Raw genomic sequence first — 14,753 nt, 5'->3', positions numbered from 1 at the left:
GTCAACGGTGTGAAGTAATTTAACTTCATCATCAGTATGGTTTCCGTGGAAAGTAATAGAACCTTGCATTTTGCTAAGCCTAGTATGGATGTCTTTTATTTCTTGAATACTAAACTTGTCAGCTAATCTAGTGATTGGATTACCTCCTAAATTTATTTATACAGCTATTCATATGGCTGTATGACATGTGATAGAACGGAATTCATTTGTTGGGTGCGGTAAAGAGAGAGCAACACAAAAAGTTTTAGTTCAATAATTAATTGGAGGGCGTTCACATCGGGCGTTCTTTTTATTTTGAGTAAAAAAGGACAAACTCTATTTATGTCGAATTAATCAGACATAAAGGAGGTAAGTCTGTGAAAGTTAACATTATATACAAAGACGAAATCATCAAAGAAACAACGTTTGATCATATCGCTTCTCAAAATCACTCCGTAAAAAAGGGTGCAAGATGGGAAGTCAACGGTTTGGATCTCCAAGTGGTCAATATGGAAATCAATCACCCTGCTAATTACATGGATCTGAATTTTGAGGATTATGACAAGGTGATAGACATTAAAACAAGATTCAAGTGAGGACGTCCTTCGGGGCGTTCTTTTTATTTTCCTATAAAGAGAAAAGTGTGGTGGGGTGAGAAATGACAGAGGTGGGTGATGGCATGTACGAGACTGTAAAAAAACATAGCGAACAGATTGGCGACTTGTCGTTGGGTTTCGGAATCCATACAGAACGACTAGACAACGTGGAGTTATCGGTTGCCGCTTTAAAGGAGTCAGATCTTCAACACGGTGAACAACTTCGGCAATTATCTTCACAGTATACACAAATACAAAACACAATCATGACAGAAAATCGCGATACACAAGTCATGTTTAAAGATCACACAGAAAAGATGTATGAAATTGTCCGCTCATCAGTCAGTTTTAAAGAAAACGCAGAAGAACGCGAAGCAAATGCCGAGAAAAGGAAACATGATTACAAAGTGATGAAGTGGAAAACCGTTGTAGATGCTGCTACTAAACTTATTTTAAGTTTGACCGCATCGGGCGGTTTTATTTATTGGTTGATAGAAAAAGCGGGAGGGAATTGACATGGAAGAATTATTGTTGTTTGCGTCTATTTTAGCACCGATCGTATTGGCGCTAGTGCAATTGATTAAGAAGACGGTAACAGAAAATCATGAGTTGAATCACTTGTTGCCATTGTTCGCATTGGTAGTAGGGGTGATAGTAGGCTTTGCAGCTACACCTTTCACTGATTTGGATTGGACTATGAGATTATGGGCGGGCGGTATTGCCGGTCTTGCCGCTACTGGTTTGTTTGAGATTGCGGATAATACTACAGATAAAAGGGTGAATTGACATGGTAAAGATTGCGCTAGATGCAGGTCATGGCTTATACACACCAGGTAAACGATCCCCGGCAGATGAGAGAGAGTGGACGTTTAACAATAAAGTATTGCTTGCTTGTCAAGAAAGATTGAAAGACTATGAGGATGTACAGGTTGTAAGACTTGACGATCCGACAGGTAAAACAGATGTACCACTAAGCACTCGAACAAGGACAGCCAACAGTTCAAGAGCTGACGTATTGGTATCCATTCACCATAACGCTAACACCGCTAAGTGGGGTAACTGGGGTGGAGTAGAAACATTTGTGTACCCTAGAGCTAGTACGGCATCCCGACAACTTGCCACAAACATCAATCCACGCATCGTACAAGCTATGGGATTGCGTGACCGTGGAGTGAAAACAGCCAACCTGGCAATGTTACGAGATTCAAATATGCCTGCTATTTTAACAGAGGGCGGTTTTATGGATAGCACCACTGACATTATAGCTTTGCGAGATAACGATAAAATGAAGGCTCAAGGAGAAGCTATAGCCGACGGGTTAGCTTCTCACTTTGGACTAAAACTAAAAAAAGGAAAGGATGTGGCAGCAGTGCCGAATAAACAAACAAACATACCTAGTCCATCCCATAAAACAGGATGGGAATGGGCGGAGAAAAAAGGTTATATGAACGGAGAACGTCCGAAAGAAGGATTGACGCGCGAGCAGTTTGCGTCCGTAATGATGAAAGTTGTATCGGATTTAGAAAAGTAATAAGTAAAGTTATAAAGCGACTCAGTCCAGTTCATAATGGATAGAGTTGCTTTTTTATTTTCTTTACAAACGAACGTACATTCCTTATAATTAATCCAAGGACAGGAACGCATGTGCTAAAACATTGGAAAGAGTGGTGATTTAATTGGCATTGGTTCCAACTGAATCTATTCCACATTTCGAAAACATGATTTACTTACCAATGATCATGACAATCTTGTCGAGTGATCGCCAGCGGATCGAAAAACTTCCTTTAAAGTTTACTGGACCTTATATTGATTTTATTGATGATGTTATGTTAACGGTCCAATTGGACTTGAAGCAGACGCATGATTACTTACGGCAAAATCAGATGAAACTGGTGCAAGGTAAAAGAGAAGGTATATTCACAGAATACGTCTTTATACACAACGGATATGAAGACAGAAGAAACTATGCCAACGTGCGGTTGCGAAATCATACTGAAGAGTTAATGAATATTTACTTTTCAAAAGCTAAAATGAAGGAAAAATAAGCGACTCTATCCATAACCGGACGGAGTGGTTTTTTATTTGTCTGAATTGGAAAAATCATCTAGACATTATACTTTTGGCGCACTATGATTATATCAGTATGTCAAAAGGAGTGTTAAAATGAAGAAATTAACAATGATTATCATGACTATGGTGCTAGCCATCAGTCTACTGCCCATCTCTACAGATGCGGCCGCAAAAGAATTAAAGGTCCACTTTATTGATGTGGGGCAGGGAGATGCAGTATTAATCCAGTCTCCAAACGGTAAAAACATGTTAGTGGATGGCGGTCCCAAGGCCGCTGGAAGTAAAGTTGTTTCATTTTTAAAAGAAAAAGGCGTTAAACGTTTGGATTACGTGGTAGCGACACATCCAGATGCAGACCATATTGGTGGACTAGAAGCTGTATTAAATGCATTTCCGGTTACAAACTTTATCGACTCTGGTTATGTACATACTTCACAAACGTACTATAATATACTGACGTTGATCGACAAGAAGAATATCAAATTTACAGTTGCCAAAGAATTGGACAAGTTGGCACTTGATCCACAGTTGATTACGCGGGTATTGTATGCGGACGAAGAAGCGAAAGATAGTAATGCAGCGACTATCGTGTTAAAAGTGACGTACAACAAAGTGTCCTTTTTATTAATGGGTGACGCGGACACAACGATTGAAGACTACATTCGCAAGAAATATGATGTAAAAGCAACGGTCCTTAAAAACGGTCATCACGGATCTAACACGAGCAGTTCAGCGGCGTTTATCAGCAATGTGAAACCAAGCGTAGGCATCTTGTCTTATGGCAAAAACAATAGCTACGGACATCCACATGCCGCTATCGAATCGCGTTTGAAAAATGTTGGAGCGAAGACTTACAAAACACCTATTCACTGCAATATCACGGTGACGACTAATGGGGTGAAACATTCGGTAGCAAATAGTTGTGGGAAGGGATCTACTCCTGTTGCAAACCCATCTAAGCCAGTGGCGAAGCCTAAACCAACTAAACCTGTAGCAAAGCCGACACCAGTCAAACCTAAGCCAGTACCGTCTAAACCGGTCACGAAACCTGTTACACAAACCAATTTCAAAAACTGCACCGAGTTACGTAAAGTTTATCCTAACGGAGTTGCAAAAGGACACCCAGCATATCAATCCAAGATGGACCGAGATAAAGACAACTGGGCGTGTGAGCGATGAGTAAAAAGTACACACTGGACAGAATTGAAGAAGAAATATACGTATTTTTAGAATATCCTGAAGAGGAGAATCAACTCTTGATACAGGTCGATCAAGTAGATGAAATCTTTCATGAGGGCGATATAGTCTCTATCAGCTCAGAAGAACAGCAATACAGAATTGAACTGTTAATTGATGAAACACAGATCACTCATGAAAAAGTGAAAAATCTATTAGAAAAACTGAGGAATAAAAAATGATGCTAAAACAGCCACCTACTCTATTGAGAAGGTGGCTGTTTTAATTTTTGGACGCAACAGAAAAACGGTACATTATATAGAAGGTTCTTGATCAAATGTGGTCTTTTTTTAGGGGACCACATTTTAATACTGCGGAATGTGGTCTTTTCCGGTGGTCCACTCACATAAAAACCACAGAAATATACTCGGACAGATAGACACAGCAAAGAAAATAGATAAAGAAAGTGATTTACACCTCTTTAAATCAAGCTTTTGGGAAGACTGAAAACTACAGGAAAAGCTGTTTTAAATGATGATCGTGTTGCTAATCATTACTGTATTAATCTTAATTGCTATCCCGAATGTTACGAAGCATTCCAAATCGATAGATGAAAAGGGCTGTGAAGCATATGTGAAAATGGTTGAAGGCCAAGTACAAGCGTATAAGATGGATAAAAAAACGATTCCTACAATTTCATCGCTAACTACAGAGGGGTACTTACCGGCTGAACCTGCGTGTCCGAATGGCAATGCAATCTCGATCGATGCGGAAGGAAAAGTAAAAGCTGCGAATGCCGGAAACTAAACGTATTTTCAATAACCAGTATGGATTCACCTTTTTGGAACTCATGCTGGTCCTATCGATTATGATGATATTGACAGCCGTCATTCTCCCTTTTAGCGAAAAACATCTGAAAAAAGAATCCGAAGAGGATGCGCTGAAGCAATTCATTGCCGCTGTTTACGAGGCACAGTTATATGCGATGACACATAAAGGAAGTGTTGCTTTGACATTCAGCGATAGTGGAGCAACGTATAAGGTGGAAAGAATGGATAGGACGGTAACTTTAAGAAGTGGGATATTTCCTGATGGCATGCGTATGACAAAACAATCTCCGCTTAAAAGATTGGACTTTGCTGAAACAGGATACATGGTAAAAACAGGAAAAATGTATTTTTCTACACAAAGCAGAGGACTAATATTCATCTCGTTCCAGTTTGAAAGAGGGAGGATGATAGTCAATGAATGAGAAAGGTCAGTCCTGGCCTGAAGCGATGTTGTCACTAGTCATTATTATGGTGATCTTCTCATCTCTTTTACCATTGGCCACCAGTATCACTTCGTCTGTCACAGGGAAAAAACAAGCAATGATTGCAGCCCAAACCATCTATCAAGCGGCTATTTTATATAAATCGTTGGGACAAACGACAGGACACAGATCACATGAGGAACTTCACTATAATTGGACGGTTAATAATAGACAGATTTGTGTTACATATGAAATACAACAAATCGAAAATCAAAAATGTGTGAGTTTATGAAACAATTGGATGAAAAAGGATATTCATTAGTTGAAAGTATCATTCACTTACTTATTTTTACTATGTTAATTCAATTTACTATTCTATTTTTCTATTGGCAAGTACCCATGAAGAAAGCTTATCAAGGAGATCTACTTGGAGAGTGGGAGTTGTTTTCATTGGAAGTACAGGAATTGTTGGAAGAAGTAACTAGAGTGGAGGAAGTAAAACTAACGACCATTACGTTCCATGCCCCAAAAAGAAGGATTACTATACAACAATACGATACAATGCTTCGCAAAGTTGTGGATGGAACAGGTCATGTTCCCTTGTTGATGAATGTGAAATCCAGTAAATTTACCGTGAAAGATAGCGAATTGAAAATTGCAGTCGAAATGAAGGATGGTGTGCGTAAAGAAAGGACGTTTGCCATTGGATTATATCAAGAATGAGAAGGGAGGATCATTTATTTTCGCGATTGTCCTATTAATTTGTGTAAGTCTCTTTCTTTTCTCCCTCGTTTCATGGCATGATAGTATCTACAGAATATACGACTGGCTCGAAACCTATTATGAGCGTAAAGCAGTTGAATTAATGAAACGGGATGGATGAAAATGAAAAGGATATATTTAGTAGGATTCATGGGATGTGGAAAAAGCGCAATCGGTAAACGGCTACATACGTTAACAGGTATTCCGTTCTATGATATGGATCATGAAATTACAGAACAAATGCAAATGACGATTCCTGAGATATTTGATCAGTACGGCGAACTGTATTTCCGACAGTTGGAAACAGAATTTCTCGAAAAATTCCCTGAAGAGTATTGTATTGTGGCGACCGGTGGGGGTGTTGCGGTAAAAGAAAAGAATATTCAACTGATGCGTGAAACGGGTATCGTGTTTTTCCTCAACGCATCATTCCGTGATATTTGGCGAAGAATCTCGACTGATGTTAATCGTCCGATTGTACAACAATCTTCGCGGGCAGAATTAGAAGCCCTTTATAAAAAACGCAAATCGAAGTATTTACAGTCTGCCCATTTCACTGTGGAAACAACGGGTAAATCTTTAACGGACATTGCAGAATATATTATCTTTCAAATTGAAAGATATCAATAACTCATTTAAAAAGCGAATGATTTAGTTTGTAGTTGAGCTATTATTCGCTTTTATGCGCTATTAATAAATAGATTGCGCTTACTTATATAAAATGTTAAGATATCAGTGAAGAAAAAATTAACTCAATAATGCGAATGATTGTATGGGGAGAGCGCGCATTAGGCGCCGCCGAAGGAGCAAATAACGAATGTTATGAATCTCTCAGGTAACAAAACGCATACATGACGCATCTCTGGAGAGTGCTGAGTAATCAGCGGCCGAAGAAAGTATGGAAACTGTAAAGCTTTCAGGCAAAAGGACAGGGGTTCTCTTTTATAGGAGACCCCTGTCCTTTTTTTGATGAAGTACATACTGATCGTTCCTTGATCAGAACAAAAAGGAGGAAACAGTTTGACAAATCAATTATTACGTACACCGTTATTTGAAAGTTATAAAGAGTACGGGGGTAAGACCATCGACTTTGGCGGCTGGGAGTTACCTGTTCAGTTCTCTAGTATTAAAGCGGAACACGAAGCTGTTCGGACAAAAGCGGGTTTGTTTGATGTCTCGCATATGGGAGAAGTGTTTGTCAGTGGTGGCGGAGCACTCGACTATTTGCAGAAGCTTGTGACGAATGATGTTTCCAAACTGAAAATAGGCCAAGCACAGTATACAGTGATGTGTAATGAGCAAGGTGGAACGATCGATGACTTTTTAATTTATAAATTAGAGGAAGCGCGTTATTTATTGGTAGTCAATGCATCGAATATCGAAAAAGATGTAGCTTGGATGGAAAAGCAACGGATTGACAATGTCGTCATTGACAACCAGTCTTCCAATTACGCGTTACTTGCATTGCAGGGACCGATGGCTGAGTCGGTATTACAGAAACTGACGGATGAGCCACTTGAAGAAATCAAGTTTTTCCGTTTTAAAGAACATGTTCAAGTGGGCGGAGAAAATGTACTCGTTTCACGTACTGGTTATACGGGAGAAAATGGATTTGAGATCTATGGTACACCCGAAGCAATCCAAAACTTGTGGACAAAGATTTTGCTGGAAGGCAAAGAAGACGGTGTCGTACCTGCAGGTCTTGGTGCACGAGACACATTGCGCTTTGAAGCAGGTCTACCTCTTTACGGTCAAGAATTGAGAGAGGATATTTCTCCATTAGAAGCAGGACTTGGTTTCGTCGTAAAAGTGAATAAAGAAGAAAATTTCATTGGTAAAGATATTCTTGTAAAACAAAAGGAACAAGGTGTGGAACGTAAGCTAGTGGGACTGGAAATGATCGATAAAGGAATTCCACGTACTGGTTATAAAGTGTTTGTGGGTGACCGGGAGATCGGCGAAGTCACAACGGGTACGCAGTCTCCTACATTAAAAAAGAACATCGGTTTTGCGCTTCTATCTACAGAGTTCACGGAGCTTGGCACGGAAGTGGAAGTGGAAATCCGCGCGAAACGTCTGAAAGCAAAAGTCATTGCAACACCTTTCTATAAAAGATCATAAGTGAAATGGGGTAAAAAATTATGAAGCATCGTTATCTACCTATGACGGAGCAAGATCAGAAAGATATGTTAGAAACAATTGGAGTTTCCTCTATTGACGAACTGTTTTCGGATATTCCGGAGAAAGTACGATTTAAAGGGGAGTATCAAATTAAACCGGCTAAATCCGAAACATCTCTTTTAAAAGAACTTGGACGTTTGGCTGCGAAAAATATAAATGCTCAAGAGTATGCTTCGTTCCTAGGAGCAGGAGTCTATGACCACTATCGTCCAATTATTGTAGATCATGTCATTTCACGTTCTGAATTTTATACGGCATATACACCGTACCAGCCCGAAATTTCACAAGGTGAGTTACAGGCGATTTTCGAATTTCAGACGATGATTTGCGAATTGACAGGCATGGAGCTAGCGAACTCTTCCATGTATGACGGAGGCACGTCACTTGCTGAAGCGGGGACACTTGCTGCAGGTCATACACGCCGTAAGAAGTTACTTGTATCTGCTACGGTTCACAACGAATCACGCGCAGTTGTGAAGTCATACGCAGACGGGCAATACATTGACGTGGTAACGATTCCACATACAAACGGTGTAACGGATATCGTTAAACTTAAAGAAATGATTGATGATGAGACTGCAGCAGTACTTGTTCAATATCCGAACTTTTACGGACAGGTAGAGGACCTTAAGGCGATTAGCGATATTGCACATGAAAATGGTGCACTATCGATCGTCTCAGCAAATCCACTTGCACTTGGACTATTGACACCACCTGGAGCGCTTGGAGCGGATATTACGGTTGGAGATGCACAACCATTCGGAATCGCGGAATCATTCGGTGGACCACATTGCGGATATTTCGCAGTAACGAAAAAGTTGATGCGCAAAGTTCCTGGTCGTTTAGTTGGTGAGACGAATGATGATCAAGGACGTAGAGGATATGTACTGACATTGCAAGCGCGTGAGCAACATATTCGTCGTGACAAAGCAACATCCAATATTTGTTCGAACCAAGCGCTGAACGCTCTTGCGGCATCCGTTGCGATGACGGCTCTTGGTAAAGAAGGAATTAAAGAAATCGCTTATCAGAATATCGCGAAAACGGCTTATGCGAAACAAGCATTTGAAAAAGCTGGCTTTGAAGTGAAATTCGGTCCTGCGCATTTCAATGAACTCGTTGTGGATTGTAAATCACCTATTAAAGATGTCAATAAACGCTTACTTGAACAAGGAATTATTGGTGGATATGATTTAAGTCTCGTAGATGAGAGTCTGGCGAATCACGCACTGATCGCTGTAACAGAACAACGTACGAAAGAAGAAATCGATGCATACGTGCAAGAACTGGAGGCTATCCATGCATAAGGACAATCAATCACTCATTTTTGAACTATCCAAACCCGGACGAATCGGTTATAGCTTACCTGAATTAGATGTTCCTGAAGTAGACGTTTCGTCCATTTTGTCTCAAGGCGTAATTCGTACGGAAGACGCAGAACTGCCTGAAGTATCTGAGTTGGACATCATGCGTCACTATACTGCGTTGTCTAACCGTAATCATGGCGTCGATACAGGATTCTATCCATTAGGTTCTTGTACGATGAAATACAATCCGAAAATCAACGAAGCAGTTGCTCGTTTCCCAGGATTCGCACGCGTTCACCCGCTACAAGACGAATCCACTGTACAAGGTGCACTCGAAGTAGTATACGATCTGCAACAGCATTTAGCTGAAATCACAGGTATGCCACAAGTTACATTGCAACCTGCAGCTGGCGCGCATGGCGAGTGGACAGCATTGATGATGATCCGTGCTTTCCATGAGGCGAACGGTGATACGCAGCGCACGAAAGTACTTGTTCCAGACTCCGCTCACGGAACAAACCCAGCTTCTGCAACGGTTGCTGGCTTTGACACCGTAACAGTGAAGTCAAATGAAAAAGGCTTAGTAGATCTTGAAGATTTGAAGTCAAAAGTAGGTCCTGATACAGCGGCGTTGATGTTAACGAATCCGAATACGCTAGGTCTTTTCGAAGAAGACATCTTAGAAATGGCGGCAGTGGTTCACGAAGTCGGTGGAAAACTCTATTACGACGGTGCGAACTTGAATGCGGTTATGTCCAAAGCACGCCCCGGCGACATGGGCTTTGATGCAGTTCACTTGAACTTGCACAAGACGTTCACAGGTCCTCACGGCGGTGGGGGACCAGGTTCAGGTCCGGTTGGTGTAACAGATGAATTGGCTGCTTTCATGCCAAAACCCGTTGTTCAAAAAGTAGATGATCGCTTCGTGTTGAATTACGACGTGCCACAATCTATTGGTCGTGTGAAGCCGTACTACGGAAACTTCGGTATTTACCTACGTGCGTATACGTATATTCGTTCAATGGGTCCTGACGGCTTAAAGGCTGTAACGGAATACGCAGTACTCAATGCGAACTATATGATGCGTCGTCTAGAGCCATACTTCGACCTTCCGTATACACAACACTGTAAACACGAATTTGTTTTGTCTGGTCGTCGTCAGAAGAAACTTGGTGCACGTACACTCGATATGGCGAAGCGTTTGCTAGACTTTGGTTATCATCCGCCAACCATCTATTTCCCGTTGAACGTAGAAGAGGCTATAATGATCGAGCCGACAGAAACGGAATCCAAAGAAACATTGGATAACTTCATCGAAGCGATGATTCAAATCGCTAAAGAAGTAGAAGAGAATCCGGAAATCGTTCAAGAAGCACCACACACAACCGTCATTGGACGCCTTGATGAAACGAAGGCAGCGCGTAAGCCTGTGTTGCGTTATATAAAAGAACAGTCACCAGTAGAAGAAACAGTACAATAATAAAATACATTGAATGGAGCGCCGCTGAAAGTTAGCGGTGCTTTTTGAATTGAAAATACTATAGCACTCTGGTCACTCTTCCGTTATACACAGGGTGTTTGAAGAATACAATATTAAGAACCAATAGATCATCGGAAGAGAAATAATGATTCGATTTTTATACGCTGTAAACCCCATGGTTCATGAAGATATCTCGCGGCACGTGTGGACTACATATGGATACCAGTAAGAATAAAACTAGTTCTAAACATAGTCTCGTAAAATCAAAATTGTATATTATACGATAAACAAATGACCAATGTCAACCGTAAATTTGAGAAAATTCGAATTATGTGTTATACTGTATATGTACAAGTAAACAGGACGGTATGTAATACTCCTGCGCAACTTATTCCAGTTAGGAATGAAGGGCGCATTTTTTTGAATTTGAAAAATGGGTGGTTGTATTTCAATGAAATAATATGTGAAAACACGGATTACGTTAATTAGATTAACTGTAAAGTAGTTATCAAAGAATTTATAGGAGGAGATTGTCTAGTGAATTTAATTAATGAAGAAATTACTCATAACGTGTTTGGTGAAGGAAATATCGTGGAACACGAGGAGTCATTCATCACCGTTGACTTCAATAAAGACCGTAAAAGATTTGTCTATCCCGATGCATTCGAGAATTTTATTACTTTAAACAATCGAAGTATGGCAGAGTCTTTAGAGAAGGTCTTCGTGGAACGAAGAGCAGAAGAAAAAATATTGGAAAAGAAGCGTAAAGAAGAGAAGGCTATCCGGGCGCTTGAACAGCAACGTAGGGAAATATTAAAGAACCATAAAATTCATGAAAGCTCACAAATTGTTTTCTGGTTAGATAAAGAAAGACAGTTTGAAGTATTTAGTGATTGGGAAATATCTACTGGAAGCATACAAAGTGGGAAGAATAAAGGATTACCCAACCCAGTAACTCGTTTGCGTCCGAACAGTGCAGGTGTTCTGACGGTGAGAACTTCAGATCAAGCGGAAACGGAAAGAACCATTACGGGTCTTTTCATGGTTGATGATACGTTTACTGGAAGTATCGGCGAGGACGGTTTGGTGCCTACACACCCTGAATATAGAATTCAACTTACAGAAGAAGAAGCCGAGAAAATGCTTTTCTGGAATTACTATAAAAATAAGAACTATCCTGAACGTACATCATGGAATTCAGGTACATTCCGTTACTTTGATAATATTTGGACTGCTCAAATTTTAAAAGATATTATCGCGTTAAAGACGGATGAAGAGCAAATCAAAGAAGCACAAGAATTTCTGAACTATTTCTGCAAATTAAATGCCATTGACATAAATAATATTCCGGAAGCTGAAGGAGTTTTACGTTAACGTGTAAAATGACTTTGGATGGAATACTTTATTACATTACACATAAAGCTACCAGATACGGGCACGTGATGACGAGCCGGTACCTGGTAGCTTTTCACTTTTTAAAATTGTTCTATTGATATAGCGTACAGAATAAAAAGTGGTTATCGAGGGGATTCATTGTGGATCATCATCGTGCCAATACTTGGCGCATCATTAGCGGTCATTCTGTTATCAATCAGCCTATAAAATGGAGACTCAAAGAGGTAAATATGTGGATCGTCTTGTCTTTTAATTTCCCAGGTAATGAAAAGCGATGACAATCATTACGATGAAAAGCGTGGTATATGTTAGCGCAAAAGAAGTGAGAGTTCATATGTTTCAGAAATAATATAGTGACTTTGTCATGATGTGTTTTCGAAAGTTATATTCATGGATTTGAATACAAAGAAGCGTCACTCTAAATGAAGAGTGACGCTTCTTGCTTTACATATTAGTAAATATCTCGTTCCCAAAAACGTTGCTGTGTAATAGCGAGTATAAAATCATCATTAAAAGTAGCGTTATTTTCTCCAAGTACGATACCCGGTCCCTTTTTTGCGTCAGATGCTGTGAAAACAGTGTTTCCGGTTTTGGCAACACCAATCGGTTTATAATGTCTGAATGCCTCATTGATGAAATAGACACTATCGGCATTGAACTTCGCTTGATTAGCTGCGTTTCCGCCTACTATATAGAGAGAGTCGAATAAAACGGGTGCTGTAGTCATAAACGTTTCATTGACATAAATCTCCAATCCGTTTTTACCTGTTACCGTACCAAGCTTCTCACCGATCGTATATGCCCAAACTCCATACTTTGCCAGATGTTCAATTGTCGACTTCACTTCTTCGTCAGAGAATCCGTTACCAATGAGAATACCAACCTTCAAACTGTATGGATAGCGGGGAGTATTTTCTTGGCTCAGCGCAGGGGATGACTCTGTAACATTGACTTGTTCACCAGTTGGCTTATTCACTCCTACATTGTTTGCGATTAGTGTAGCCATTTCCTGATCGACGTTTGCGAACATATCCACTACTTGTTGTCTCACACTTATACTACTCACTTTTCCGATCTCAAAGCTAAACGCGTTAATAATATGTTGTTTTTCCGGTGGTGACATACTATTCCAGAAGAGTCGAGCTTGAGAAAAGTGATCTTTGAATGATTCGCTTCGCGCTTGAATAATTCGACCTTCCACTTTTTCAGCATAGTGAACAAATCCGCCTTCTTTTGCTGTGGAAGTGGAGGGTGTATTACCAGCCAAGGAATTTTTATGATAACTTACTTTGCCGACATCAATCCGCTGACGATTGAATCCATTTCTCTGATTGTTATGGAATGGACATACTGCACGATTAATCGGAATTTCTGTAAAGTTTGGCCCGCCGAGGCGGTATAGTTGAGTATCGAGATAAGATAAGAGTCTTCCCTGTAAAAGTGGATCATTAGTGAAATCTATACCTGGCACTACGTTGCCGGGATGGAAGGCGGCTTGTTCAGTTTCAGCAAAGACATTGGTGACGTTTTGATTTAACGTCATTTTGCCGATGATTTTAACAGGCACTATCTCTTCTGGCCACAATTTTGTTGCATCGAGAATGTCAAAATCGAACATGAATTCGTCTTCTTCTGCAATCAATTGGACGCCAAATTCATATTCAGCAAAATAGCCTTTATCAATACAGTCCCATAGATCTCTACGTTGGAAGTCCGCATTTTTTCCTGCGATTTTTTGTGCCTCATCCCATACTAATGAATGTACGCCCAGTATCGGTTTCCAATGAAATTTTACGAAAGTAGCTTTACCTTCGCTATTAACAAACCGAAATGTATGGACACCAAAGCCTTCCATCATTCGCCAACTTCTAGGAATGGTGCGGTCTGACATTTGCCACATTACCATATGGGCGGATTCTTGATTGTTTGCTATGAAATCCCAGAAGGTATCATGGGCAGAGGCTGCTTGGGGCATATCTGTGTCCGGTTCAGGTTTGACTGCATGAACAAGATCGGGAAATTTCATGCTGTCTTGGATGAAAAACACAGGTAAATTATTTCCGACCAAATCGTAGTTACCTTCTTCTGTATAAAACTTCACCGCAAAACCCCGGACATCTCTTGCCGTATCAACCGATCCTAGATTTCCAGCTACGTTAGAAAAACGAGTGAAAACGGGTGTCTTCTGTCCTGCTTTCTGGAGAAAATCAGCTGTTGTATAGTCTTTCAATGATTCGTATAACTCGAACTCACCATGTGCTGCATATCCCCTTGCATGAACAACTCGTTCAGGAATCCGTTCACGGTCAAAGTGCATGAGTTTTTCTTTTAAATGGATTCCTTCCATTAAAGTAGGTCCACGTACTCCTGCTTTTAATGACTCTTCATCATTGGATACTTTCACTCCTTGATTGGTCGTAAGCTTTTTCCCTTTATTGTCCACTTTAAATTGATCCAACTGCTGACTTTTTCGATTCTGTTTTCTATTCATATTTTCGTTTGCCGATTCATCTTTCACGAAATTCCCTCCATTTACTGGTATATGATGATGAATA

17 protein-coding genes and 1 riboswitch are annotated in these 14,753 nt (G+C 40.3%); of the genes, 16 read left to right on the top strand and 1 reads right to left on the bottom strand.

The genetic code is table 11. The features are described from left to right. Positions 1-356 precede the first annotated feature (356 nt). From CSV75_RS04335 to CSV75_RS04255, 16 genes are all read left to right on the top strand, one after another. Positions 357-575 carry a hypothetical protein gene (locus tag CSV75_RS04335; protein ID WP_099674883.1) on the top strand — a complete coding sequence of 73 codons (219 nt, stop codon included), beginning with the start codon at positions 357-359 and terminating at the stop codon, positions 573-575. Positions 576-637: 62 nt separating this feature from the next. Further along, the gene (locus tag CSV75_RS04330) at positions 638-1,090 is read left to right on the top strand and encodes a hypothetical protein (RefSeq protein WP_099674882.1); all 453 of its coding nucleotides are present in this window, start codon (positions 638-640) and stop codon (positions 1,088-1,090) included. Position 1,091: 1 nt separating this feature from the next. Next, positions 1,092-1,361, top strand: coding sequence for a holin (locus CSV75_RS04325; RefSeq protein WP_099674881.1), 270 nt, complete (start codon positions 1,092-1,094; stop codon positions 1,359-1,361). A 1-nt stretch (position 1,362) separates the two neighbouring features. Beyond that, entirely contained in the window at positions 1,363-2,106 is a 744-nt protein-coding gene (locus tag CSV75_RS04320) for an N-acetylmuramoyl-L-alanine amidase family protein (RefSeq protein WP_099674880.1), read from the top strand. A 145-nt stretch (positions 2,107-2,251) separates the two neighbouring features. Further along, entirely contained in the window at positions 2,252-2,620 is a 369-nt protein-coding gene (locus CSV75_RS04315) for a YhjD family protein (RefSeq protein WP_099674879.1), read from the top strand. A 118-nt stretch (positions 2,621-2,738) separates the two neighbouring features. Then, entirely contained in the window at positions 2,739-3,824 is a 1,086-nt protein-coding gene (locus CSV75_RS04310; protein ID WP_099675334.1) for an MBL fold metallo-hydrolase, read from the top strand. Continuing rightward, the gene (locus CSV75_RS04305) at positions 3,821-4,063 is read left to right on the top strand and encodes a DUF3006 family protein (protein ID WP_099674878.1); all 243 of its coding nucleotides are present in this window, start codon (positions 3,821-3,823) and stop codon (positions 4,061-4,063) included. Before CSV75_RS04310 ends, CSV75_RS04305 begins: the two co-directional genes overlap by 4 nt. Before the next feature lie 289 nt (positions 4,064-4,352). After that, a complete protein-coding gene (gene comGC, locus CSV75_RS04300; protein ID WP_099674877.1) occupies positions 4,353-4,628 on the top strand; it encodes a competence type IV pilus major pilin ComGC in 276 nt (91 codons plus the stop codon). Further along, positions 4,615-5,073 carry a type II secretion system protein gene (locus CSV75_RS04295; protein ID WP_099674876.1) on the top strand — a complete coding sequence of 153 codons (459 nt, stop codon included), beginning with the start codon at positions 4,615-4,617 and terminating at the stop codon, positions 5,071-5,073. The genes comGC and CSV75_RS04295 overlap by 14 nt, the downstream gene beginning before the upstream one ends. Continuing rightward, entirely contained in the window at positions 5,066-5,365 is a 300-nt protein-coding gene (locus tag CSV75_RS04290) for a type II secretion system protein (protein ID WP_099630103.1), read from the top strand. Before CSV75_RS04295 ends, CSV75_RS04290 begins: the two co-directional genes overlap by 8 nt. Further along, entirely contained in the window at positions 5,362-5,796 is a 435-nt protein-coding gene (gene comGF / locus CSV75_RS04285; RefSeq protein ID WP_158231589.1) for a competence type IV pilus minor pilin ComGF, read from the top strand. Before CSV75_RS04290 ends, comGF begins: the two co-directional genes overlap by 4 nt. A 162-nt stretch (positions 5,797-5,958) precedes the next feature. Further along, a complete protein-coding gene (locus CSV75_RS04275; RefSeq protein WP_099674873.1) occupies positions 5,959-6,465 on the top strand; it encodes a shikimate kinase in 507 nt (168 codons plus the stop codon). 134 nt (positions 6,466-6,599) lie between these two features. Further along, positions 6,600-6,692: riboswitch (glycine riboswitch) on the top strand. Between the two features lie 163 nt (positions 6,693-6,855). Continuing rightward, positions 6,856-7,956, top strand: a complete 1,101-nt coding sequence (gcvT, locus tag CSV75_RS04270) for a glycine cleavage system aminomethyltransferase GcvT (protein WP_099674872.1) — start codon at positions 6,856-6,858, stop codon at positions 7,954-7,956. A 20-nt stretch (positions 7,957-7,976) separates the two neighbouring features. Beyond that, positions 7,977-9,323 (top strand): aminomethyl-transferring glycine dehydrogenase subunit GcvPA, encoded by a 1,347-nt coding sequence (gcvPA, locus tag CSV75_RS04265; protein ID WP_099674871.1) that lies wholly within the window; start codon positions 7,977-7,979, stop codon positions 9,321-9,323. Beyond that, positions 9,316-10,803: an aminomethyl-transferring glycine dehydrogenase subunit GcvPB gene (gcvPB, locus tag CSV75_RS04260; RefSeq protein WP_099674870.1), complete on the top strand. Its 1,488-nt coding sequence runs from the start codon at positions 9,316-9,318 to the stop codon at positions 10,801-10,803. The genes gcvPA and gcvPB overlap by 8 nt, the downstream gene beginning before the upstream one ends. A gap of 537 nt (positions 10,804-11,340) precedes the next feature. Beyond that, positions 11,341-12,177 (top strand): malate synthase, encoded by an 837-nt coding sequence (locus CSV75_RS04255; RefSeq protein WP_099637483.1) that lies wholly within the window; start codon positions 11,341-11,343, stop codon positions 12,175-12,177. Between the two features lie 472 nt (positions 12,178-12,649). On the opposite strand, the gene CSV75_RS04250 is transcribed toward CSV75_RS04255, so the two are convergent. Further along, positions 12,650-14,689, bottom strand: a complete 2,040-nt coding sequence (locus CSV75_RS04250; protein ID WP_199171316.1) for a catalase — start codon at positions 14,687-14,689, stop codon at positions 12,650-12,652. Between the last annotated feature and the right edge of the window lie 64 nt (positions 14,690-14,753).

The sequence above is a fragment of the Sporosarcina sp. P18a genome, from assembly GCF_002743135.1.
Taxonomy (GTDB): Bacteria; Bacillota; Bacilli; order Bacillales_A; family Planococcaceae; genus Sporosarcina.
The sequence above is the reverse complement of the archived record's forward strand: the minus strand, read 5'-3'. Positions and strand labels throughout refer to the sequence as shown.